We start from the raw sequence: 24,656 nt of genomic DNA, 5'->3' as shown, positions 1-24,656 counted from the left end.
CTATGATACTCTTAATTGATAATTACGATTCATTCACCTACAATCTTGCCCAATATTTAAGTGAATTCGATGAGACTATTGTTTTGTACAATCAAGACCCAAATTTATATGAAATGGCAAAAAAATCAGATGCTTTAGTCTTCTCCCCTGGTCCTGGCTGGCCCAAAGAAGCTAACCAAATGCCAAAACTTATCAAAGAGTTTTACCAAATAAAACCCATTTTAGGTATTTGTCTAGGACACCAGGCTATCGCCGAAACACTCGGAGGTAAGCTACGCTTAGCCAGACAAGTCATGCATGGGAGACAAAGCAAGATTCATATTCAAGACTCTAATAAGCTATTTCACTCTCTTCCACAGGAGCTAACTGTCATGCGTTATCATTCTATCGTCGTGGAGACATTACCCCAAGACTTTATCATTACTGCTAGAGATTGCGAGGATCAGGAAATTATGGCTTTTGAACATTGCAGTCTACCTCTTTTTGGACTACAGTTCCACCCTGAAAGTATCGGAACCCCTGATGGGATGACCATGATTGCTAACTTCATTGCAAGCATTCGTCATTAATCAATCATCACAAGGAAAGGAGAACAATCTATGCGTGATAATTTGGCGCTACGCATGCGTCCCAAAACTATTTCAGAGGTCATCGGACAAGAACACCTTGTCGGTGAGGGTAAAATCATCCGTCGTATGGTTGAAGCCAATATGCTATCATCTATGATTCTCTACGGTCCTCCCGGAATTGGTAAAACCTCCATTGCTAGTGCGATTGCAGGTACAACCAAGTATGCTTTTCGGACCTTCAATGCCACAACCGACACCAAAAAAAGACTCCAAGAAATCGCCGACGAAGCTAAGTTTTCAGGAGGCTTAGTTCTCCTTCTTGATGAAATTCATCGCCTTGATAAGACCAAGCAAGACTTTCTGCTTCCCCTGCTCGAAAACGGCAATATCATCATGATTGGTGCAACCACCGAAAATCCGTTCTTTTCTGTTACACCCGCTATTCGCAGTCGCGTTCAAATCTTTGAGTTAGAATCTTTAAGTAACGAAGCTATTAAACAAGCGATCGCGATAGCTATCTCCGACAAAGAGCGGGGCTTCTCCTTTGATATTGCGCTAGATGAAGATGCTCTTGACTTTATAGCAACGGCAACCAATGGTGATTTAAGGTCTGCCTATAATTCACTAGAGTTAGCCGTCATGTCAACCAAGGAAGATGCCAATGGTAAACGTCATATCTCTCTGGAAACAGTAGAAAATAGTTTACAACGGAGTTATATCACTATGGATAAAAATGGGGATGGACACTATGATGTGTTGTCAGCCTTACAAAAATCCATTCGGGGATCAGATGTCAATGCTAGTTTACACTACGCCGCTAGATTAATTGAAGCTGGTGACTTACCCAGCCTAGCCCGACGTTTAACTGTCATTGCTTATGAAGATATCGGCCTTGCCAATCCAGACGCACAGATTCATACCGTTACAGCACTAGAAGCTGCCCAAAAAATTGGTTTCCCGGAAGCTAGGATTCTAATCGCCAACGTCGTTATCGATCTTGCCTTATCACCCAAATCAAACTCAGCTTACCTTGCTATGGATGCTGCTATAAATGACCTGAAAAAGTCAGGCAATCTCCCTATTCCTAGGCATCTTCGCGACGGTCACTATTCTGGAAGCAAAGAACTGGGCAATGCCCAAGATTATCTCTATCCCCATGCCTACCCTGAAAAATGGGTCAAACAACAATACTTACCAGACAAACTAATCCATAAGAACTATTTTATAGCCAATGAAACTGGAAAGTATGAGCGTGCCCTGGCAGCCAACAAAGAGCGGATTGACAAGCTCTAATCACTATGAAAAAATCTGTAAGCAGGCAACCGTTTACAAAAAAATTGCTTTTTAGCTTGAATTTTTTTAAAAAAGTGGTATTATAATGACATAGAAAAAGATTGAATTGCTGTGGCATACGAGTTCACATCTATGTGTTGACCGACTATTTCTTTGTATTATCGGGAAACCAAGTTTTTCTCTAGTATGCAAGCCGTTTCACGCGGAAGCAACTGCAAAGGGAAAATAGGTTACCCACCTGCTTAATTGCGCGGGTTCAATACAAAACGTGAACCACCGGTGCCAATACAGCATTCTTTTTCAGCCTCCTTAGCTCAGTTGGTAGAGCAGTAGACTCTTAATCTATGGGTCACAGGTTCGAGCCCTGTAGGGGGCATCATACTATACATAGAAAAGCCTTTGATCAAAGGCTTTTTTTGCTTGTCTATAGAAAATTTGTCTTTGAATTACTTGTTATACTTTTTGATGTCAAATTGAAAATCTGAAATTTTTTGACTTTCTATTACTTCAAAATTTTCTTTTTGAAAATCTTTACGAATAGTAATCGAGTTTAGACAATCAAAGCCTAACTCTCTATATAATTTCATTGCTTTCAAATTTCTTGAAGCCACTTCTAGATACAAAGATTCTGAGTATTGTTTTACTTTATTTTCTAATATACTAATGACTTGTGTTCCTAGTCCTCTATTTTGAAACTGCTCATCTATAAACAAATCTTCTAGCCAATCAATCTTAGCACCTCTATTTCCTAATCTCGCAAAACCAATGTACTGATTTTGAAATTTAACTAGATAGAAAAGATTTCCTTCACTTTGCCAATCCTTGAAGTCTTCCTTACTCTCTTCGTCCGTTTGAATATAGTTACTATGAATCTTCCAAAAACTTTTTATCAGTTCACAGGCATGATCAATAAAACCTTGATTAGATTGAAGATTTACTTCAATTAGTTCAAGTGACATGTGAGCACCTCTCTGTCTTATATGATGATTTCTATATTTTTCTTTCCACTTTCATTAAACTCAATTTTAACGATCCACGGAAATTCATGTTTGTATTTATCAAACATTTCATACTTAAAGTCTTCTTGATAATAATTAATTATTGTTGATAAAGCTGTTCCATGTGTTCCTATTACAACTGTTTCATTTCTTGAAGTTGCTAAAATAGAATTTAATGCTTCAATATTTCTTTCTTGAACTTCTTTTAGACTTTCACCATTTGGCAACTTATAATTAAAGTCTTCCCATTGTTTTCGTGCCACTTCATTAAAATTATCAATCCATCCTTCAGAAAGTTTTCGCTCTCTTAATTCATCAATAATTGTGATATGTTTATTCTTGCTATCTGCTAACGGTTTGATAGTGTCTATCGAACGTTTGTAAGGACTGGAATAAAACTTGTCTATAGCTATGGATGAAAACGAATTAACTAATTTTTTGCTTGAATCTATCCCTTTTTCAGTTAATTCCCTTAAAACATCATCATGATTATTGTAATTAGGTTCAGCGTGACGTATAAAATAAAGTGTAGTTTTCATATTATTCCTTTACACAATAATATTAGTTGAAATCTTGATAAGAACTTGACAAAATGTTATTCATGAATTTCATTGCTGATTGGTATTCTCCTCGATTCAGATTAAGTTTTCTATTAATAGAAATATATTTCGCCATTTGATTTGTTTCATCTAACAAAAATCGCAAGTTAGCCTCAATGTCTTTTAAAGATTTATTTGAAAAAATTTTCAATAGTTGATCTTTATCTGTAATATATTGCAAGATATCCGTGTCGAGCTTTCCAAAAGATAATGAATCTAGTTCTTTTTCTATTAATATTTTTTGTTTTAGAAGTTTGATAAAAGCATTTTTAATAGGATTAGATATCATAAACTCTGAATAAATAATATCATTTCTTGCTATCCCCTTGACTACATAAGTACTAACCCAATATATTTCATTAAGAATTTTGTTGATTTCATCTTCTGACAATTGCTTTGTTTCGTATAGTGAACTTCTTTCAAAATTATAATCAAGATATTTATTCTTTTTATCTAAAAGTACTTTTGAAAAAGCATCATCTAAATGATCCTCCAAAAATTCTGGTTTAATAAGCCTTAAATCAATCCTCGTCATATCTTGAAACTGCATTAAGTACGCAAAACAATTGTATTCCGTCTTATTTCTAACCTCATCTGGTTTTTGCATTATAAGAATATCACCGAATTTTTTATGATAATCAGTGTCAGAAACAATGTCTTCTATAAAACTAGTGACAAATACAATATCATAATCTTGAAAATCATCTTTCGGTACATTTGGGTTAGCCCGAGATCCATTCAATAGTACAGCTTCGATTCTCTTATCTCGATTTGCTATGTTTAAAACCAAATTATATATTTCTTGCTCATCTCTCATAATGACTACCTCCTACTTCACTTTATATTACCATATTTTTTCTAATATCTTTATACTACCCTTGTATTTTTCTACAAGTATGTAGTCACAAACTTAAATTAGCATGGAAATACCTTTATGCCCACCAAAGAATCAAATTTTTATATTTCTGAACATCAGATTACGATTCAAAAATTTTTTAAAAGACTAAAATCATAATTTTCCATACTTTGAAGAACTTTGGTTTCAACTTGTAGAGAACACCCATACTATACAAAAAAGCCTTTGTGTAAAGGCTCTTGGCACAATATAATCCTTAAATAAGTATTATATTTAAATACATATTGTATAAAATATTTTTTATTACTTTATTACTTGTTAAATGTGTTTTTTTATAGATTATCAGATAACTAAATGAAATTTTTTACTTTAGAATCAATAATTATTGATTTGGCATGACTATAAAAAAAATAGTTCAATTTCATTGAAATTTTGTGTAGGAGCATTTGATAACGATCCAGAATATACACTACCTTTTTCAACCAATGAATCATTTTCTCCAACATTATTTTTAGTAAAGTGATATAAAATCAAGTTCTTAATCATATTCAGCCTCAGATTTCCAAGTTCTATTTTTGATTTTAGTATATCACAATTTAGTTAGTGTTATTATAATTTATGAAAAATTCAATAAAATTTATAATGATAAAATTCCATCTACAAAAGATAAAGTTTTTTACACGTAAACATTAATTTAAATTGGATAAATAAAAACTACTCTAGTTTCAAAGTCTTCTCACTTTTTATGCAACTATCGATCCAATATTATATTTTCTGCTGAAGTATTATTGAAGTATCATTCATATAAATTAGTTATTTTTGCTAAATGTCTTTGTATTTTCTCAATCATACTTTTAGGTTCAGTTACTTTAATATTATCTCCATAGATAGTTAGTAATGATGATAGATATTCCATTTCATCTAAACTAAAGAAATCTTCATATACACCCCAGAAATCATCCTTATCCCATTTGACTTTTGCAAAATCTAATATTGGTGTATTTAAAATCCTTAGTGCTTTTTTATTAATTCTCATCCTAACCAACTGTTTATTTCCTTCATTACTTTGAACTTGATTAGCGAAAGCATCTTCAATAGTTAACCGATTCTTATCACATTGAATAGTATCATTCGTCACCAAAGATTTAATTCTGTCTACTCGATATGTTCTGACTTCTTTTAAATGATTATCTATGGCACAGAAATACCAATAGCCATTATCAGAATAAATTCCTATAGGAAATAATAGCTTTTTATTTTTATTTTCTAAAGAATCATACATTACTTCGACACACTTATTCTTTATTGAAGCATTGAATACCTCTTTTAAATATGGTGTTTTTTCATTTCTTACAGGAATTTTCAAATAGAAACATTTTTCAACTTGACTTAGTCTTTCTAGTAAAGAAGTTGAAGAAGTTGAAGAATTTGAAAGTAACTTTGCAATCACACTTTCAATTTCAAATTGATACGGAAAATCCTTATATTGTATCATACTTTTGTAAGTGATTATTATTGATATTATTTCATCTTCAGAGAATGAAATTGGAGGTAATACTTCTTGATGTAACATAGTATACCCACCATTTCTTCCTACCTCGGAATAAAAAGGAACACCCAAAAGACTTAATTCATCTATATCTCGTTGAATAGTTCTAGTTGAGACATTAAACTTTGTCGCAAGCTCAGTAGTTGTAAATTTTTTATGATTATTGATATATAACCAAATATCAATCAATCTTGATGATTTTCCCATTTCTCTCCTAAATACTGACATATTATGACGTATTTTAATTATATAATCTTTTTAGAAAGAGGTAAAGAAAATGAAAACTGCTCATATATTATTACTCGACAATTATGCTGACTGGGAAGCTGCATACATTTCTTCTACAATTAACATGAGTGAAGAATGGACTATTAAAACAATTTCAACTCAGAAAGAAGTTAAATCCTTAGGAGGGATGACTACAAGAATAGATTATCTATTAGACGAAATACCTTCCCAAAGTGATCTATTAATATTAATTGGTGGTAACTCTTGGGATAATGATTACCCTGATATTATAAAATTACTTAATTTTGCATTGAAGCATAATACAATCATCGGTGCAATTTGTGGTGCTGTTGATTTTATGGCTAGAAATGGTTTTTTAACTAATTTTAAACATACAGGAAATGATTTGAATTTATGGAATAATTTTGAATTATATTCAAATAAAAATGACTTTAAATTTGAACAAGCAGTAAAAGACAAGAACCTTATCACTGCAAATGGTACTGCACCAATTGAATTCGAACAGTTAATTCTTGAAAGCATCAACTATGCAGATACAACTGATATAGAAAAAACAATTTTTCTACAAAGAAACGGTTTTTATAACTATCTTCAAAAATATGGTAATCCATTTGCATAATTAAGAATTCTAATATTAATCGCCACTATAGTCTTGTCCCCTTTTTGTCCCACATTATTTTTCAAACAATAATTTTTCAAGAATCTAGCAAAATAAAAAGCCTTTAAAATCAGTATTCTTGACTATTTTTATCACAAAAATTTGTAGGAAATCGTTGTAGGGGGCATCATACTATACATAGAAAAGCCTTTGATCAAAGGCTTTTTTGCTTATCTATAGAAAATTTGTCTTTGAATTACTTGTTATACTTTTTGATGTCAAATTGAAAATCTGAAATTTTCTGACGTTCAATTACTTCAAAATTTTCTTTTTGAAAATCTTTACGAATAGTAATCGAGTTTAGACAATCAAAGCCTAACTCTCTATATAATTTCATTGCTTTCAAATTTCTTGAAGCCACTTCTAGATACAAAGATTCCGAGTATTGTTTTACCTTATTTTCTAATATAGTGATGACTTGTGTACCTAGGCCTCTATTTTGAAATTTTTCATCTATAAACAAATCTTCTAGCCAATCAATTTTAGCACCTCTATTTCCTAATCTCGCAAAACCAATGTACTGATTTTGAAATTGAACTAAGTTAAAAAAGTTTCCTTTACTTTGCCATTCTTTGAAGTCATCCATAGATTCTTCATCCGTTTGAACACTATCACTATGCTCTTTCCAAAATTTTTTAATAAGTTCACAAGCCTGATTAATACAATATTGACTAGATTTAAGGTTCACTTCTTTTAGTTTAATTGACATTCATACACCTCTTTTTTCTCAAAACCAGATTCAAAATAGTATTGATAATAATTTATTATTGCTGATAGCACTCTCCCATATTTCCCAATAACAATTGTCTTCCTTCAAAATTTTCATAAGATACTCCTTAAAGCTTCAATCTTTCTTTTTTGACTTCTTTTAAGTTTTATTCACTTGGTAACTTATAAAGAAAGGGAGTCACCGCAATACATTTTATTCCGAATCTATTTTATAAAAAGCTTTGATTGTAATTAAAATATAATTCGTTTATCTAAGCGTTGCGAATAAAACTACTATTGAATTATTTATCATGTGAATAATCCACGGCGCAGTCAGATTTTGAAACCAAATACGAGAAAGCATTAGTGAAATCCCTAAAAACAAAACGTAAATTACTACTGCCGAAATAACATGCATCCCTGCAAATAGTATAACTACGGCACTAGCAGCAAGCCATGTGGGAAAATATAATTTGAACCAATCAAATAAAAATCGTCTAAAAATGATTTCTTCAACAAAGGGGATTAAAATTCCTACAGTTAGCTCCATCGCCACAACTGCTCCCCACCCTAGATGCATTGTTCCGCTATTTACCCCACCTTCGACAGTGTCATGAGAAACGCCTAAAAGAAATGACAATAAGACTGAGCCACTAATTGAAAAAATAAAAGTTATCGGAACCCACCAAATCAAGTTCCATAAAGAATGCTCACCTTTGTGAAAGCCTAGATCTGCTAAAGTCCATTTGTTTTTATAGCAATACCCATACCATAGAGTTAAAAAACTAGTCAAACCTCCGCCAATCATTACAGATAGGGTAATCGCCTCTGAAGTTCTAAAAATTAGACCTATGACTATTCCCCAAAAAAACGCTCCTAAAAATAACGCCATAAAACCTATTAAAGCCCAACTAAAATCCGATTTATTAATTATGGCCCTCAATTTATTTTCTCCCTATCTCCATAAATTATTGTCATAACTTTTTGTATTTTTCTTTGATCTGCCTACGAGACATCATCTATTACAAAACAAATCATTGCCTTCAACTCCATAACTTATCATGCCACTGCCATTTTTACATCTGAACTATAAAAATACCACAACTCAAATAAACACTAATAACTCGGTAAAGATTAAGTCTTTCTTTATAAACCTTAACACTCCTAGAATTAGTATCGTTTCACTAATACAACTAGTATAGCATAAAAATTTCTAAAAAATTCAAACTAACTCATATTTAAACGCTGATGATATACATGTAAACTTATTAACTTTACAGTTAGTTAAATCTATAGTCATAGATATAAGATTCTTTTTCTAAGCATAGGATAGGAATTGATTTGACACTAGCAATATCAAAAAGTTGATACTTTTTGATGTCAGTAATAGTGTCTACAGTTATTTAAATATGTCAAGTTTAGAGAGAGAGTCTATCATCTGATTCTTTGTTATATCTTGAACATTTCCTAAATGGCTAAAAGAGTATTCAATAGCGTATCCTTTCTCAGAGTTATTCAATAGCGCAATATCATTTTTATCATTTCCAAAAGCATAATATGGCTTGTTGTTAATTAGCAAAGTTAACGCTGAGTACTTATCTATACCTTTACTTATTATTACGAGTTCATGAACATCTTCATGATATAAAGCGTTAATACCATCCATTTCTTCAAAATTCGCTGCCATGTCTCTTGAAATATTAAACAAGATAACTTTGCTAACATTTGATGGTGTCAAATTGACATTCTCTGCTAACCTACCACTATCCAATTTTTCTAAAATCGTATTATTAATATCTCTTATTCTAGCAGAATAATCCCAACTATAATCCACAATGTAATCAAGGTCTAACTTATGGATTAAAGTTAGAATAGTTATCATGGCTTCTTCTGGTATTCTAGCAACTAGACTTATCTTATTATCCTTACGTATCATACTTCCATTTCCACCAATTAATTGATTCTTTTGAAAATCAATTAATAGAGGAAGCATATCTCGGATAGGCCTTGCTGAAGCAAAGATGATCTCATAGCTATCTTGAATACTTAATAAAAATTCTAATATCATTGGTTCAATAGTTGTTCCATCATAGACAATTGTTCCGTCTAAATCGAAAACCAATATCCTTTTATAATTTGCTTCATTTCCGTCATTATCATATATCTGCATAGAGTTCCTCCTATAAAGCATATAACATGAGTATACTATTTTTTTAAAAAAGGTTAAAAATAATGGATAGTGAATAGATTATTACTAGATGAAGAGGATAAAATACATAAAATAGATTCTTTTCCCATTTTTTCCCACTTCCTCCCCTTTTCCCGTTATAAGCTAGGATAAATGGAATTGATGTCATCATCAAAAATTCACTTGAATAAGTTAATTGTTGATATAATGACATGACTTGATTTCCTCCATCTACATAGTTAAAGAGGGTTTTGCTAAGTAATATCATCGACCATATAAATACTGATACACTTACTTTTTTTGCGTTATTGTTAAAGAAAAAACAAGCAAATGCTATTGGTAGCAAATAAAAACCACCTTCTGCAAATAAGATTAACGGTAGCATTAATATTATTGCCACTATCCATTTTTTTCCTCTTAGACCTTCTCCATTTTTTACCTTATCCAACAGGATAAATAGACTTAGCATTAAAAAAAGGGTCCAAAATATATTGTTTCCAGCTATGAGCCCAAAGGCATCAAATTCCTTGGTATAAGAATTAATATAACCTTTAGTTAAGACACTTCTAACAATATTTATCATATGCATAATCATGGAAGCTATAAATAACCTCTTTAAATATTGTTTTCTACTTTTGGTATACTTAAATCCTTCCATCAGTAAATATAAAAATACTGGAGCTACAAACCTTCCTAACCAATGAAACCATTGTGGAAATCCCAATTGATGCCCAAAGAATGTATTAATATGATCAATTAACATAAAAATAAGGGCTACTATTTTTATGTGCAGAGCTGTCATTTTCTTCATAATCTCTCCTATTTTAAAGTTTTCTTTAATTACTCACACCATTTAAAAGTATGCGATTCTGATATTATACGTTATACTTTCCACTCACATAATAGGACACCGATAGTTTCAATAAATTAAATTGTTGATTCTACCAATACTAATCACTATTTAAGATTTCATATAGAGCTATTCAAAAACCCCATCCAAGATCATCTTTTGATATTTTCTATTAATTAAAAAGTAAAGCAAAAGTTCTACGATACAATAGATTATGCTACACTTTTTCAATACACCAATGTAGGAAACTAAAGTAAACTGATCTAATGAATAAATAAAATACCATGCGACGAACAAAGATAAGACAAATGGTAAAACAAATACCCATATTAATGTAGCTGAAAGTGATTTTTTAATAAATTTTGTCTCGATTCCTAACTTAGACATCATTTTATATTTTTTTATATCAATATCAGATGATAAATATAGCCTTGAATAGGTTATACTGGCAACCCCTATCAAGAAAGAAATGCACAATATACTGCCCACATAGGAAAGAATACTCCTCTGAAGTTTTTCTGTTTGATAATAAGCATATGCTGAACTAAGTGATTCAGTTTTTCCATCAAGTTTGACCAGTTTTTTTAATTCTTTTTCTTCTTTTTTAGCATTTTTCCAGTCATCTATATTAAAAGCATAAATGGTTTCTTTTTTTAAGTTCTGAGACATCTTTTTATAGGTGACATCGGATACAACAGTGACACTCGTAAAATAACCTGATAAAGCTATTACTCTTTTATCTGTTCCTTTATTTTTGACTAGTCCTTCTTTTCGTAACTCTTTTCTGAGTAATTTACCCAATTTTGGGGTATGTTTTCCGTCTACACCTACTAAAAAATATTGGTTATTGTTTAATTTAACACTCTTTCTTCCCAAAAATTTGGCAATTTCATTGTAAGTCGAATGAGATAAGATAACATCCCTAGTAATAGCATTTAAATTACTGAATTCTATTTTTAAACTCTGATAGTCCTTCTTAGTTTTTAAGACGCCACTAATAGCTTGTACTTGTTTACTTTCCTCTACCTTTTTATCCCAAGCGGTATACATATAAGAATAAGGCATAATCTTCTCGGTAACTTCGCTAACATTATTAGGAGCTCCAACAATTATGACTAAAGATGACAATACAATACTAAATAAGATCATATTTATTGTCATTGTCTTTAAATTGGTATGAATATTGTATTTAAAATTTGTAACCTTTACTAGTCCATTACCTCTGAATCTTTTGTTTGTTACATTCATAATGAAACTATAAAGGACAAAAATAGTATTAAACAGAAAGTAAATGAGCAATATTGCTGTAACAAGATACATAGGGTAAACATAACTATCTAATTTTATATGAAGATATACTGTGATAGGCAATACTATCACTAATACCATTGAAACTATTAGGATATAGCTTTTTTCTGCCTCATCTTCCTTGTTTAAAAGCTCTATAATCTTCTTCTTTCTTAAAATTATTGGTGCAACTAAAGAAACAAGGGTGAACAGTCCCCCCATTAAAACGAGTGTTACCATAAATGATTTTATTGGAATATAAAAATATAAGTTTAAATCTCCAATAACGCTTTCTGCAATCATCAAGAAGAACTTTGAAAAAACTAGACCTAGAAAGCTCCCTGCTAACAACGCTAATACAGAAATTATGACATTTTCATAAAAAACAATTCTCTTAAACTGCTTATTACTGGCACCAATAATATTCAATATTGCAAATTGCTTACTTCTCTGCTTTAAAAAATTACTTATTGAATATAATATGAAAACAAAAGAAAATATAATTGATACAGTAAGTCCCAAGGATAAAACCAGACCTAAACTACTATTTTCATCTACAGTTTTTAAGGCTGGATGAAAAGCTAAATTTGTGAATATAAAAAATACAAAAACTGAAAATGAGCAACTTAAAAAATGATAAATGTAAGTTTTAAAATCTCTGCTTATGTTTTTATATGCAAAATCAAATAAAGTCAACGTCCTCACCTCCAAGCAAAGTCATCGTATTTAATATTCTTTTTCGATACTCTTCTTTATTATCTTTATTTATGATTTCTTGGTAAATATTCCCATCTTTTATGATATATGTTTTATCAGAATATGAGGCTATATTAGGATCGTGTGTTACCATTATAATTGTGACCTTCAGAGTATCATTTAATTTTTTAAATAACTTCATCACATCTTTTGCCGCCTTTGAATCTAAATTGCCAGTCGGCTCATCAGCTAGCAACACAGAGGGATTGTTAATAACTGCTCTTGCTATTGCTACTCTTTGCGCTTGTCCTCCAGAGATTTCGTATATTCTTTTATCTAATAATTGATCTATCCCCAGTAATCCTGTTACCTTAGCTAAGCTGACGTTCATTTCATCAACAGCAACATTATCAAGCGTAAGTGGTAAAATAATATTTTCTTTAACCGTTAGTGTGTTTATTAAATTAAACTGTTGAAAAACAAATCCGAGCTGCTGCCTTCTAAATTTTGATAATTCATCATCCTTCATTTCATGAGGGTTTATGCCAGAGATGAATACTCTTCCTGCTGTAGGCTTATCAATAGTCGAAATAACATTTAAAAATGTGCTTTTCCCACTACCGCTTGGCCCCATAATGGATACAAATTCTCCTTTTTCCACTTCCATAGTGATATCATCAAGTGCTTTAAATGGAACCTTTCCTTTATATGTTTTTTCTAAATGTGAAACTTTTAATAGCATTTCTATACACTTCCTTTTTTATAAAATCGACTTTTAGAACAACATTACCTTCAGAATTTGCCTTATTGTAGCAACTACAAGTAAACAAGTAACCTTTTAGAGAACTTTGTTCATAGAAGAATGCCTTTTATTAAAACACTCCTCTTCTTACCATTATTAACAGTTTAGCAAAAGCTAGATACAAGAAAAATCTAAGAATATTACGCAAACTTACAGTTTTGTAACCTTCTCAGATTTTATCACTAGAATTTAATTGTGAAAGATGACCCTTCATTAAGTTTTGACTCAACCTGCAAATCATGTCCTAGATAGTTGATAACTTTTTTTACTATATAGAGCCCGATACCACTTGAATCCGCATTGTTTCTTCCATTTTCTCCTACGTAGAAAAGGTCAAATATCTTCTTAAGTTCTGCACTTTTAATCCCTATTCCCCTATCTTTTATAGATAGTTGAATATTTCCATCTACCCTTGTAACTTCTATTAAAACCGTTTGCCCTCTATGACTATATTTAATTGCATTTGTTAGTAATTGATTGAGAACTAATTTTATCCATTTAGAATCTGAATAGACATATGTTCCTTCCTTGATAGATAATTTAGGGTAGACACCAAAATTAATAAAATAATCTTTTAAGTTATTAATGCTTTCTTTACAAATGTCATTTAGTAGAACCTTTTCCGTAACAAAATCATTTTTAAATTCTTCTATCTTATAAGCATCTAGCATCTGATTCAAGTTATACTGAATCGACATCAGATTTCTACTAATTTTTTCAAAATCTTGATTACTTCTATGATTTTCACAAATCAGATTTAAAACGGAGACAGGAGTTTTCATCTGATGGATAAATCTATATACCAGCATTTTTTGTAACTTTTTATCCCTATTATAGTTTAATTGTGTCTTATTCTGTTGGGCTATAAGACTCTCTATCATAGAATTATATTGCTCTTCAACCCGACTTCTTGGTTCTTCTATAAAATAATCGTTAAGGATTTGACCTCTAAGCAATAACTTATGATATAGTCGTCCCATTTTATAATACCTGATGGTTAAATACACAATTAGAGTTATAAACACCAAGCACGAAAAATATAAGGTTTCTTTAAACTGGATTCCCTTGATATAAAAAAGAACTCCAAAGAAAAATAATTGTGTTGAAATAACTGTGATAAATAAGGTTATATTATCCCAAATATATAATGTTAAAGCTTCTTTATTCTTCATACGCCACCTTATACCCTGTACCTCTGACAGTTACAACTCTTAGCTTTGAGTCCAAATCTTTTAACTTCTTTCTCACTCTACTGACAGTAACATTTAAAGTATTTTCTTCTACAAAAAGATCATTATCCCAAATTTCTGATAAAATCAACTCACGGTTAACGATGTTAGGAAAATTCTCAAATAGTATTCCTATTAAAATAGATTCATTCTTTGAAAGTTCTATTTGTTTCCCTTTACTAGTCAGTGTAAATCTTAATTTATTAAAATGACAATCTCCACACTGAAATACTTTCTCGTTATTTGAATATTCTCCATAAGCTCGTCTTAATTGTGAATTTATCTTGGCCACTAATAAATCGAAAGAGAAGGGTTTCGTTAAATAATCATCACCGCCACTCACTATGGCTCTGATCTGATCATAATCTTCTATCCTTGCTGACATAAAGATAATCGGTGATAACGTACTTTTTCTAATCTCATTACACCAGTAAAATCCATCATAATAAGGTATATTGATATCTAATAGGATGAGTGACGGACAATTTTCCTCGATAAATTTTTCGATATCTTTAAAGTCTTTACAGGTTACAACTTCAAAGTTATATTTTAGTAAATGTTCTTTTATTAAATTGGCTAAATCTAGGTCATCTTCAACGATACAAATCTTAAATGTCATCTTTTTCCCCATTTGTTATATACATGAATGTAACGAGTAGTGAGGTTAGTACCCACCAAATATTAGCTATTTAGTTTAGTATAACATATTCAGATAATAAGTTTTGTGGATTTTATTTTGAGTCGAGGTTATATTTTAAAGTAAAAAATAAATTCTAAATAAAAGCTAGACGAACTCTGTCTAGCCTTTATTATTTATCTTTGCGCTACGTCTTGATTGGCCATATCGTATATAAACCGATCTTCTTCAATCAAATAGCACTGATCACAAAGCTTTTCTAGCATGGCAAAATCATGACTAATAATGATGAGCCCCATGTTTCGCTCTTTAACAATGTCTAGCAAGTTTTTCCATACGCTAGCTTGTGTAATACTATCTAGCATAGTAGTCATTTCATCGGCAATCAGGTATTTTGTATCGGGATGTAGGGAACGCACAATAGAAAAACGCTGAAGTTCTCCTCCTGAAAGTTCACTAGGTCGACGATTAAGCCATTGCTCTTGGATTCCAAAAGCCTCTAGTAAGGGTCGTTGAGGCTTATATGCTTCCTCTAAACTCTTTTTCATTGTCCATAATGGATTTAGCGTTTTTTCTGGATGTTGTTGAATAAGTTGAACTGGCCTAAATCCTTTTTGCGGTAAAGGTTGGCCATCAACTAAAATATAACCTGCTTTAGATTGCAAAAAACCTGCTAACACCCTTGATAAACTTGTTTTACCACAACCACTTTGGCCAAAAATCCCTAATATTTGACCAGGCTCTACTATCAAATCGATGTCCTTAAAAAGCCACGGCTCATTGTCATGATAAAAGCCAAGGTCTCTAGCTTCTAAGCTCATGCTATACTCCTTTCAAAAAATCTTGCTGAGGAAGTGATCGCCACAGACTTCTGGCAAATTCTGTTTGGAGCTGGTCCCCATTGCCACTAAAAAAATTAGCTGGAGCTGTTTCAATAGCCTTCCCCTCTTTAAAAACAGTGACACGATCAGCAATTTGTGTAGCCGCTACAATATCATGAGTAATAAATATGACACTAATACCTTGGTCTGCAAAAGCGCGTAATTGTTTTAAAACCATTTGTAGAGCATCTGGATGAAGGCCGGGCGTTGGCTCATCTGCTATAATCAAAGAAACTGAGTCACTCACACATGTTGTAAACAAAACACGTCGCAACATACCACCAGAGAGTTGGAAAGGATATAGGTCACCATCGCTTTTTTTCAAGCCAAATTGTTGAAATAATTCGATTTGCTTTTCCTTAGATCTTTCTGAAATACCCAATCGCACCTGGTGCTTGACTTTCATTGATGGATCTAAATAATTCACCGACTGCGGAATCAAGGTAATATCTTTTCCACGTAACTGCCTGATACGTCGAGCAGTCAATGGTTGGTCACGGTAGATAATGTCGCCTGTAACTTCTGCATTTTTAGGAAGAATATCCATGATAGCGTGTGCCAATAAACTTTTTCCTGAACCACTAGCTCCAATAATAGCTAAAAGTTCTCCCTTTTTGATATCCAAATTTAAGGATTCTATCGGTGTTGAGCGAAATGGCTTTAAATAGGCTCCATACTGAGTAAAAGTGATGGATAAGTTCTTAATACGTAGTAATATATCTGTCATATCCTTTTCTCCTAAAAGTAATCCGTTTGAGGGTAAAAGAGCTTCTTCAATGACTCTCCAATAGTATCAAAAGCATTGACAAGGAGAATCAAATACAGTCCCGGAAAAATAACTAGCCACCAGTTTCCCAACGAAATGTGTTTAGCTGCTTCTGAAAGAATAATACCTACCGAAGGTTGTTCCGCAGAAAGACCAAACCCTAAGAAAGTCATTGATGCTTCATGAAGGATTACATGGGGAAACAAAAGGATAAAACCAATAAATATTTGGGAAGCAATTAAGGGTAAGATATGGTTCCAAACAATATAATAAGGTGTTTTTCCCATTCCTTTAGAGAGTTGCACAAATTCCTTATTCTTAAAGTGATATACTTCATTTCGAATAAGCCTTGCTAGTGAAGGCCAATGGGTAACAGCCGTTGCAATGACAACACCTTGTGCGCCTTTCCCAACAACAAAAGAAATGAGAATCATAAAAATTAAATGAGGCATCCCGATAAATAAGTCAATTAGCCAGGCAATACCTTTATCAACTAACTTACTTCCTAGACCAGCAAGTATGCCAAAAACCGTTGCTAGAAAAACCCCCATTAAAGCACCTAACAAACCAACTTGCAAAGAAAAATAGAGTCCTTTTATTGTTCTAACAAACATGTCTCGTCCTAAGCCGTCTGTCCCGAAAAGGTAATCTAAAGAAGGAGCAAGATTTCGTAACGTTGCATTAGTTTGTAAGGGGGTCCGAGAAAAATAAAGATTTAAGGCCAAGATACTAAGAATAAGGGAAATGGCTAGACATAGCTGCCATAAAACAAGAGTCCGACGTTCTATTGTCATACTTTTCTCCTCAACTGTGGATTGATTAAACTGGTTAAAATATCAGCAATGAGATTACCCGTAAAAACAAAAATTGTCCCTACCATTACAATAGCAAGAAGAAGTGGCGTATCACTCTTAAGTCCTGCTTCAGTAAGGGTTGTTCCCAAGCCAGGGTATGAAAAAACTTGCTCAGCAAGTACAGAGCCACCAAATAGCTCTCCAAAATATGAAAAATGAAGGGTAATTGCTGGTACAATAGCGTTCCTTAAGCAATGGTATTTAAAAATTTGCCAATCAGTTTCTCCACGCGCTTTCGCAAATAAAACATACTCACTGGAAAGCACAGCTAGCATCTTCCCCCTAGTATGAAGAGTAACATTGGCTATTCCTAAAATACTAAGTGTGAAAACAGGCAAAATGAGATGCCTAATGCGATCAATCACTGTAATATCTTGGCTTAAAGTCCCAATTGGCGACGAAATGCCTATTGGAAACCAACCTAATTGTACAGAGAAGATTAATAAGAAAAGGAGTCCAATCCAAAAAGTTGGCACAGAAATCTGAAGGTAGGAAAACCCTCTAATGATTCGGTCAAGTAACCTGCCTTGGCGAAAAGCTGATAAAGCTCCTAAAGTAAAACCAATAAGTCCTGATAGAAGCCAAGATAGTCCCATAAGTACAAAAGAAGCTCCTGCGCGTGATTTGATAATATCAATGACTGGTTGACGATAAACAAGTGAGTGACCTAAATGACCTTGCAAAAAGTTTTTTAGCCAGAGCAAATACTGAACCGGAGCTGGCTTGTCTAAGCCATAATGGTGAGCAATCGCTTTGTATTGAAGAGGGGTCAATGACGTGTCATAATTAACACTTGCCATGACAGGGTCAACTGGAGATTGTTTTAACAAAATAAAAGTAAAAACAGATACCCCCAAAATTAGTGTGAAGTATCTGATATTTTTCCAGATGACAACAGTAGTAATATGTTTCACAGAGAAATCTCCTTAATCGATAAGAAAAGGAGCCGAGGAAACAATCAGCACAATCCTGTGTGTCCTGTTTTCTCTGACTCCAAACTTAAAGTCGCTGTATTAACTAGAATAGTTACTTAGGTGATTCATCCCAGGTCCACTCGGCAATATTGGTCAATAATGACCAGTCATGTCCATGGCTATGAATCCCTTGTTCCCCCACATTGATGCGCTTATCACCAATATAGGTATGATTGAGGCTTACCAACCAAACATTTGGCAAATCTCCAAGTGTTGAAGCGCCAGTTTTTCCATCCCATTGTGCTAATTTCCAGTAGTGGTTAGCTTTTTCGAGATCAGAAGAGGCCATGGCTTTGTCAAGGTACTGTGTTACGGTCGGATTATTGTAGAAAGTAATATTAGTCCAACCTTTGCCTGCTAGGCTTGGATGATGTGATTCATAGAACTGTTGAGCATGGTGGCGTCCACCAGCATAAAGCAATGCTGAATCATGTGATTTAGTTGCCATTTCGTCCCAGTTGCTGGCCTTCAGTTTGATAGTAATTCCTAAGGCTTTTGCTTGATCTGCTATTTCAACAGCTAGATTAGCTCGCAATTGATCATTAGTAGGATAATAAAGATCAAACTCTGCGTTAAGATTATCCTTTTTGCGACTGCCATCTGCTTGTTCTTTCCAGCCGGCTTTGCTTAAAATCTCTTTGGCTTTTGCTACCTTATTATCCTTAATTACCGTTTTCGCCTCCCAAAATGGTGTCTGGTCAATAATCGAATAAGCAGGCTTACCATAACCGTTTAAAACAGTTTCGAGAACTTTTTTTCGATTTAAACCAATAGTTAAGGCTTTTCGGATAGCTGGGTCACTCGTCACATCATTCCCAACAGGATATCCATCTGGTGAGTCTTTGACCACCCCTTTTTTCACGTAAGGTAAAGATAAACCTCGGACGTCATTTGAGGGAATATCCAGAAGACGCGTTCCTTTGACTTTTTTATCAGCAAGTTCTGGTGTCGCATAAATCATATCAACATCACCAGATTCTAAAGCTGCTAAGGCCGTATTTTCATCTAGTAAGACCCATGTCCATTTTTTGAAATAAGGCTTTTTTCCATGCCAATATGGGTTACGAACAAAGATGGCTTGCTCACCAGGCTTATATTCTTTTACCATGTACGGACCAGATCCTATAGGATTAGACTTATAATTTTCTTTATAATCATTTTTAGGGACAATCGGAATTTCCGTTAACTGGGCTGTAAAAGTTGAATGAGCCTTGGTAAGGTGGAAGCTGACTTTGTCTTTGCCTTCAACCTCTATATCCTTCAAGAAAGATAAATCCCAAGCTTTACCATCCTCTTTCAACATGTCATAAGTAAATTTGACATCCTCAGCAGTAACAGGCTTACCATTAGAGAATTTAAAATCATCGTTTAAGTCAAAAGACCAAGTCAGACCATCTTTTGCAATGGTATATTTTTTAGCAAGTTCACCCTTAATGTCTAAGTTAGGCATCCGCTTTAGTAATGTACTATGAGTAATATTAGCTTCATTATGAATACCATAACGATCCTTAGGATCAAATTCATGAGGAAGCTTTGCTCCCATAGACACAACTAATTCATCTTTTGGACGCTGCTTTCGGTTACGTTCCTTTGTCTGCGATTTTTGATTTTGACACGCTACTAAAAAGAGACTAGCTAAAAACAGAGTGATAATAGATAAGTATTTCAGATGTTTTGACACTGTCAAATCTCCTTATTTCTAATTGATAATTGATATATCATAAATTTAACGACTCGATTTCATTATAACAATAAACAAATTGGATATCAATTACTTAACTGGTTAATTAGAATTTTCGATATCTTTTAGAATAATTTCAGTGGTGCACTTCCAGATAGGCCCTATCCTACTTTTATCTCCAAGCTAAAAATGATATCACTTAATATTGCTATTTCCTCTGATTATTTGTTACAATTTTTAAAGAAGTCATGTTGATGACTTAGATAGGTAACCTCCTCATCAGCAATAGAACGCTATTTTTCATTGTAAGGACGATAACATTGCCTTAAAAGATAGTTTCCTTACGCATAACAATAAACTAAAAAGGAGATTAATAAAGTGAAAATAACAATTTTTTGTGGTGCAAGTACTGGCTCTAATCCCATTTATAGCGAAAAGACAAGAGAACTAGCTTTATGGATGGCTCAAAATAATCACGGTCTAGTCTACGGCGGTGGAAAAATTGGCCTAATGGGGATAATGGCAAATACCATTATTGAAAATAAGGGACATGCAATTGGTGTTATGCCGACTTTTCTAAAGAATAAAGAAATCGCTCATGCTAACTTATCAGAATTCATTGTTGTTGATGATATGCCAAAGCGTAAAGCTAAAATGATGGCTCTGGGTGAAGCATTTATTGCTTTACCAGGTGGGCCTGGAACTTTAGAAGAAATCTCCGAAGTTATTTCTTGGTCACGAATAGGACAAAATGATAAGCCCTGTATTCTCTTTAATATCAATGGTTATTTTAACCAACTAAAAAAGATGTTTGACCACATGGTTACCGAGGGCTTTTTAAGTCAAAGCGACCGCGATAACATCCTTTTCTCCCAGGATATTTCAAAAATTGAAAAGTTCATCTTAAACTATCAATCGCCCACACCTGTTTACGGAGAGCTATAAAGTCATGCCTTAATTTTATACCTAAAGGTTAAGGTTCCCGTAAAAAACTAGCATAGTACTAAAAAACTGTGAATAAAAAAAGTCTCAGAGTAATATTGTACTGCACCCCAAAAGTTAGACAAAAAATCTAACATTTGGGGGTCAGTACATATAAGACTTTGGACTTTTTAATATTTTTCTTTACTAGCTTCCCTCAACTATAAGTGAGAAGGTTTTAGTAATAAACTTGAAAGGGTAATGAAAGCTGTTGCTGTTACGAATAAGGTTAACAGATATGGCCAGGCTTGTGATAAACCTCCGCCACTTTGAAACGTGGCTACAGCTGACAAGACCCAGTTTTGTGGCAATAATTTCCCGATGGCCTGCATATAAGAAGGTGTAATTGACAAAGGCCACAAACAGCCTGCTAACATTGAAGTTGGCATAACAATGAGATTAGCTAACTGACTACTTTGCTGAGAATTCTGTGTTACAGCTCCAATTAACAAACCAAATCCTATCGCCAGTAGACTAAAGAGGAAGAAAATAAGCAAAAGCATTGGCGTCGGGATATAAAAACTAATATTAAACACCCTTAGTAGACTAAGCATAATCACAATTTGGATAGCAAAGGCGACAAGCCCTACACAAACATAGCTAAACATATATTGGAAACGAGACAGTTTTGATAGGATTAAGCGATTATAAATCTGACTCGACTTATCAGTCAAAATGCCTCCATAAATGACACTTGTACTCCCCAGCATCAAGATAAGCAAAAAACCTGTTGTGGTTGATGATACCGACTTGCTACGTGAGCGGTCTGCTAGAGTCACCTGTTTGACGTGATAATCTAACTCTTTATTTTTCTGCAAAATCTTATCAAAGGTTTTTTGATGACCAGCAGCTACATCTCCCATGATATTATAATTTTCCAAAAGGTAATTAACTTGTGCTTTAAACCATTCTGTAATCTCACTATTAGCAATCGAACGGAGTTTCAGTTGTTGAGCTTCTCCTTTTAATACCTTCTCTGAAAAACCTTTATCAATGGTAAGCACAGCCTCTAGGGTTTTGGATTGAAAGTAGTCATCTATGTGATTTTCTTCTATTTTGGTAAAGATGTCATACTTTTTATTTTGTTTCAGTTGCGCAATAAATTGTTTAGAAATCTGGCTATGGTCCTTATCTAAAATACCAATTTTAGCTTGGCTATTCCCAGAAAAACTTAAAGATAGGGCTAGGAGGGTCGTTAAGATAGGCAATAAAAGGAAGGTCACATAGCTAGTCTTTTTTCGTCGTATTTTGACAAATAAAGTTTTTATAAAATAAATCATGTGGTCACCTGCTTTCTCATTCCTATCAAAGCTAGGATTATAAAGGCTGTCCCGATCCCAATATTAACCATCAAAGCCACAGGAATTGGATTGTGTTGACCACCAAAAATGAGGTAAAACAAACTATCATTAACCCATTTGATTGGTGAAATATTGGATAGCTGGTTAATAAAAGGACTATTTAGTGTTGACAAAGGAATATAGCTCCCTCCCAAAAAGGCAAAAATAGGGATAACAACATTAGAAGCAACTGTCAAGAAAGCTTCATTTTTAATGCTAATGGCCATTCCAATCCCGATTGCCACAGAGAGGTAAATCATTGAAGCCGTGACTCCAATAATTTGCCAATCATTGCTTCCCCAACTAACTCGTAAAACAAATCTTGTGAAAACATAAAGAATCCCCAATTGAACGGTGGTTGCCAACATGGCTCCAATTAGTTTACCAAAAACCAAGAGACCAGAAGAAACTCCTGTTAAGTGGAGGCGACTGGTTATCCCTTGTTGGCGATCGGACAAGACAAGGTTCATTGCGGACATAATGCTATAAAAGGTAATCATGGTAAACATGGAGATGGCGTAATAATCAGCTGACGTCATTCCTTTACCGGTCTGAACAGAACTGACTTGGACAAAATCCACTTTTCGTTTCTTAATTTGAGCTAGCCCTTGAGGATAGAGTTCACTTATAGAATCAAAAGTTTTGGCATTGTCAACATAGTTTGTTACCAACATATTGATCAAGTCAGCATTCTGCTGGTTAATATTATTGGTTGTCACCTTAATTGTTTGGTTATCCTTCACTTCCAAAGTAGCTGTCAAGGCACCCTCGCTAACCTTCTTTTTATCTGCCGCGATATCTTTGCTCGGTTTAGCTTCCAACCTCAATTCTTGATTTAAAGTCTTTAAAAAGGCAAGAAAATTTTCCTGATAGGCTGTTTTCTTCCCCTCTAATTGATAACGAACGGTTAACTTAGGAACTGTTGTTGTCGTATTAAAGCTTGATTTAAAGGCAAAACTTAAAATCATAATCATCAGAATTGGAAAGATTACCATCATTAAAAAGGCTGTTCGATTTCGAAAAATCTGTAGACTTTCTTTTTTGATTAAATGAAATAAAACCATAATGACCTCTAATCTCTTAGCTTCTTACCTGTTAAATGTAAGAAGATTTCTTCTAAATTCAAGTGGTTATGTTTAATCTCACTAAAACTGATATTAGACTCCCTTAATTGCTGAACAACAGTTGCGATATCTCCGTTTTCAATCATTAAGATTGATTGGTCGTCATTAGTTAGCAAGGACCAACCAGGTTTTTGTTCCCAATCCAACAAATCCAATTGTTTAGAATCTATCAAAGTTACCATAATTTGATTTGTAAGATCAGCAGCATAGCGTTTTTCTAGCTCAACTTTATTGCCTGCTTCAATGATTTGACCATGATCCATGATAAAAATATAATCACAAAGAGCTTCTACTTCTTCCATATAATGAGTCGTATAGATAACAGTGGCACCTTCTTCATTTAGCAAACGTATCGATTCTAAAATATGGTTACGCGATTGAGGATCAATACCTACGGTAGGTTCATCAAAAATAATTAATTTAGGTGAATGCACCAAGGCACAAGCAATATTCAAACGTCTTTTCATTCCTCCTGAGAATTGACTAGGGAATTGCTTAGCTTGTGCTTGTAACCCTACAAAGTCCAAGCTCTTTAGAACTCGTTCCTTTAACTGCTCTCCTTTCAAGCCGTACAGAGCACCGAAAAGTTCCACATTTTCGTAGGCAGTCAAATCAGGATAAACAGCAATATCTTGAGGAACATATCCAATCTGTGAACTAATTTTTCGAATTGCTTTTTGAGATTGTTGTAAAATAGTAATTTCACCAGTATTTAAAGGAATTAATCCCAAAATCAAGTTAATTAAAGTCGACTTACCAGCACCATTTGGACCTAGCAAACCGTAAATACGTCCTTCTTCAATAGTCAGTGAAACATTATCAACAGCTTTTTTACCACCTTTATAGACTTTGACAACATCTGTTAACTCAATAAAACTCATATCTTA

Annotated in this window: 24 protein-coding genes, 1 tRNA gene and 1 other RNA gene; 6 read left to right on the top strand and 20 right to left on the bottom strand. The window is 33.4% G+C overall.

The window, feature by feature from the left end:
- Window positions 1-2: 2 nt before the first annotated feature.
- The 4 genes from FGK96_RS01375 to FGK96_RS01360 all read left to right on the top strand — a co-directional run bounded on the left by FGK96_RS01375 (window position 3) and on the right by FGK96_RS01360 (window position 2,238).
- Complete coding sequence (locus FGK96_RS01375; protein ID WP_138080686.1) at window positions 3-569, top strand: aminodeoxychorismate/anthranilate synthase component II; 567 nt, start codon at window positions 3-5, stop codon at window positions 567-569.
- 30 nt (window positions 570-599) lie between these two features.
- Entirely contained in the window at window positions 600-1,862 is a 1,263-nt protein-coding gene (locus FGK96_RS01370) for a replication-associated recombination protein A (protein ID WP_138080684.1), read from the top strand.
- Window positions 1,863-1,965: 103 nt separating this feature from the next.
- Window positions 1,966-2,160, top strand: a non-coding RNA gene (ssrS, locus tag FGK96_RS01365) — 6S RNA.
- A 5-nt stretch (window positions 2,161-2,165) separates the two neighbouring features.
- Window positions 2,166-2,238, top strand: a tRNA-Lys gene (locus FGK96_RS01360).
- 70 nt (window positions 2,239-2,308) lie between these two features.
- On the opposite strand, the gene FGK96_RS01355 is transcribed toward FGK96_RS01360, so the two are convergent.
- The 4 genes from FGK96_RS01355 to FGK96_RS01335 all read right to left on the bottom strand — a co-directional run bounded on the left by FGK96_RS01355 (window position 2,309) and on the right by FGK96_RS01335 (window position 6,071).
- Complete coding sequence (locus FGK96_RS01355) at window positions 2,309-2,821, bottom strand: GNAT family N-acetyltransferase (RefSeq protein ID WP_138080682.1); 513 nt, start codon at window positions 2,819-2,821, stop codon at window positions 2,309-2,311.
- Between the two features lie 17 nt (window positions 2,822-2,838).
- Entirely contained in the window at window positions 2,839-3,399 is a 561-nt protein-coding gene (locus FGK96_RS01350) for a histidine phosphatase family protein (protein WP_138080680.1), read from the bottom strand.
- A gap of 22 nt (window positions 3,400-3,421) precedes the next feature.
- Window positions 3,422-4,276: an aminoglycoside 6-adenylyltransferase gene (locus tag FGK96_RS01345; RefSeq protein WP_138080678.1), complete on the bottom strand. Its 855-nt coding sequence runs from the start codon at window positions 4,274-4,276 to the stop codon at window positions 3,422-3,424.
- Window positions 4,277-5,111: 835 nt separating this feature from the next.
- Entirely contained in the window at window positions 5,112-6,071 is a 960-nt protein-coding gene (locus tag FGK96_RS01335; RefSeq protein WP_138080676.1) for a helix-turn-helix transcriptional regulator, read from the bottom strand.
- Between the two features lie 70 nt (window positions 6,072-6,141).
- Between FGK96_RS01335 and FGK96_RS01330 the strand changes: the two genes are divergently transcribed.
- Window positions 6,142-6,732 carry a type 1 glutamine amidotransferase family protein gene (locus FGK96_RS01330; protein ID WP_138080674.1) on the top strand — a complete coding sequence of 197 codons (591 nt, stop codon included), beginning with the start codon at window positions 6,142-6,144 and terminating at the stop codon, window positions 6,730-6,732.
- 235 nt (window positions 6,733-6,967) lie between these two features.
- Here the strand turns inward: FGK96_RS01330 and FGK96_RS01325 are convergent, their stop codons facing one another.
- The 13 genes from FGK96_RS01325 to FGK96_RS01265 form a co-directional block, all read right to left on the bottom strand.
- Window positions 6,968-7,480 (bottom strand): GNAT family N-acetyltransferase, encoded by a 513-nt coding sequence (locus tag FGK96_RS01325; RefSeq protein WP_138080672.1) that lies wholly within the window; start codon window positions 7,478-7,480, stop codon window positions 6,968-6,970.
- A gap of 267 nt (window positions 7,481-7,747) precedes the next feature.
- Window positions 7,748-8,422, bottom strand: a complete 675-nt coding sequence (locus tag FGK96_RS01320) for a CPBP family intramembrane glutamic endopeptidase (protein ID WP_138080670.1) — start codon at window positions 8,420-8,422, stop codon at window positions 7,748-7,750.
- Window positions 8,423-8,878: 456 nt separating this feature from the next.
- The gene (locus tag FGK96_RS01315; protein ID WP_138080668.1) at window positions 8,879-9,649 is read right to left on the bottom strand and encodes an HAD hydrolase family protein; all 771 of its coding nucleotides are present in this window, start codon (window positions 9,647-9,649) and stop codon (window positions 8,879-8,881) included.
- Between the two features lie 43 nt (window positions 9,650-9,692).
- A complete protein-coding gene (locus FGK96_RS01310; protein WP_138080666.1) occupies window positions 9,693-10,478 on the bottom strand; it encodes a TraX family protein in 786 nt (261 codons plus the stop codon).
- A gap of 168 nt (window positions 10,479-10,646) precedes the next feature.
- Complete coding sequence (locus tag FGK96_RS01305; RefSeq protein ID WP_138080664.1) at window positions 10,647-12,500, bottom strand: FtsX-like permease family protein; 1,854 nt, start codon at window positions 12,498-12,500, stop codon at window positions 10,647-10,649.
- Complete coding sequence (locus FGK96_RS01300; RefSeq protein ID WP_138080663.1) at window positions 12,487-13,242, bottom strand: ABC transporter ATP-binding protein; 756 nt, start codon at window positions 13,240-13,242, stop codon at window positions 12,487-12,489. Before FGK96_RS01300 ends, FGK96_RS01305 begins: the two co-directional genes overlap by 14 nt.
- 242 nt (window positions 13,243-13,484) lie before the next feature.
- Window positions 13,485-14,474, bottom strand: coding sequence for a sensor histidine kinase (locus FGK96_RS01295; RefSeq protein ID WP_138080661.1), 990 nt, complete (start codon window positions 14,472-14,474; stop codon window positions 13,485-13,487).
- Window positions 14,464-15,150: a response regulator transcription factor gene (locus FGK96_RS01290; RefSeq protein WP_138080659.1), complete on the bottom strand. Its 687-nt coding sequence runs from the start codon at window positions 15,148-15,150 to the stop codon at window positions 14,464-14,466. The genes FGK96_RS01295 and FGK96_RS01290 overlap by 11 nt, the downstream gene beginning before the upstream one ends.
- A gap of 194 nt (window positions 15,151-15,344) precedes the next feature.
- Window positions 15,345-15,989 carry an ABC transporter ATP-binding protein gene (locus FGK96_RS01285; protein WP_138080657.1) on the bottom strand — a complete coding sequence of 215 codons (645 nt, stop codon included), beginning with the start codon at window positions 15,987-15,989 and terminating at the stop codon, window positions 15,345-15,347.
- 1 nt (window position 15,990) lies between these two features.
- Window positions 15,991-16,776, bottom strand: a complete 786-nt coding sequence (locus FGK96_RS01280; RefSeq protein ID WP_138080655.1) for an ABC transporter ATP-binding protein — start codon at window positions 16,774-16,776, stop codon at window positions 15,991-15,993.
- Between the two features lie 11 nt (window positions 16,777-16,787).
- The gene (locus tag FGK96_RS01275) at window positions 16,788-17,609 is read right to left on the bottom strand and encodes an ABC transporter permease (protein WP_138080653.1); all 822 of its coding nucleotides are present in this window, start codon (window positions 17,607-17,609) and stop codon (window positions 16,788-16,790) included.
- The gene (locus tag FGK96_RS01270) at window positions 17,606-18,583 is read right to left on the bottom strand and encodes an ABC transporter permease (RefSeq protein WP_138080651.1); all 978 of its coding nucleotides are present in this window, start codon (window positions 18,581-18,583) and stop codon (window positions 17,606-17,608) included. Before FGK96_RS01270 ends, FGK96_RS01275 begins: the two co-directional genes overlap by 4 nt.
- Window positions 18,584-18,695: 112 nt before the next feature.
- Window positions 18,696-20,324 carry an ABC transporter substrate-binding protein gene (locus tag FGK96_RS01265; RefSeq protein WP_138080649.1) on the bottom strand — a complete coding sequence of 543 codons (1,629 nt, stop codon included), beginning with the start codon at window positions 20,322-20,324 and terminating at the stop codon, window positions 18,696-18,698.
- A gap of 378 nt (window positions 20,325-20,702) precedes the next feature.
- On the opposite strand from FGK96_RS01265, the gene FGK96_RS01260 reads away from it, so the two are divergent.
- Window positions 20,703-21,269, top strand: a complete 567-nt coding sequence (locus FGK96_RS01260; protein ID WP_138080647.1) for a TIGR00730 family Rossman fold protein — start codon at window positions 20,703-20,705, stop codon at window positions 21,267-21,269.
- A gap of 197 nt (window positions 21,270-21,466) precedes the next feature.
- On the opposite strand, the gene FGK96_RS01255 is transcribed toward FGK96_RS01260, so the two are convergent.
- Genes FGK96_RS01255 through FGK96_RS01245 form a run of 3 tightly spaced genes read right to left on the bottom strand, consistent with a single transcriptional unit; the run spans window position 21,467 to window position 24,650 of the window.
- The gene (locus FGK96_RS01255) at window positions 21,467-22,585 is read right to left on the bottom strand and encodes an ABC transporter permease (RefSeq protein WP_138080645.1); all 1,119 of its coding nucleotides are present in this window, start codon (window positions 22,583-22,585) and stop codon (window positions 21,467-21,469) included.
- A complete protein-coding gene (locus tag FGK96_RS01250) occupies window positions 22,582-23,709 on the bottom strand; it encodes a SagG family ABC transporter permease subunit (RefSeq protein WP_138080643.1) in 1,128 nt (375 codons plus the stop codon). Before FGK96_RS01250 ends, FGK96_RS01255 begins: the two co-directional genes overlap by 4 nt.
- A gap of 8 nt (window positions 23,710-23,717) precedes the next feature.
- Window positions 23,718-24,650 carry an ABC transporter ATP-binding protein gene (locus FGK96_RS01245; protein WP_138080641.1) on the bottom strand — a complete coding sequence of 311 codons (933 nt, stop codon included), beginning with the start codon at window positions 24,648-24,650 and terminating at the stop codon, window positions 23,718-23,720.
- Window positions 24,651-24,656 lie beyond the last annotated feature (6 nt).

The organism is Streptococcus porcinus (assembly GCF_901542335.1).
Classification (GTDB): domain Bacteria; phylum Bacillota; class Bacilli; order Lactobacillales; family Streptococcaceae; genus Streptococcus; species Streptococcus porcinus_A.
The sequence above is the reverse complement of the archived record's forward strand: the minus strand, read 5'-3'. Positions and strand labels throughout refer to the sequence as shown.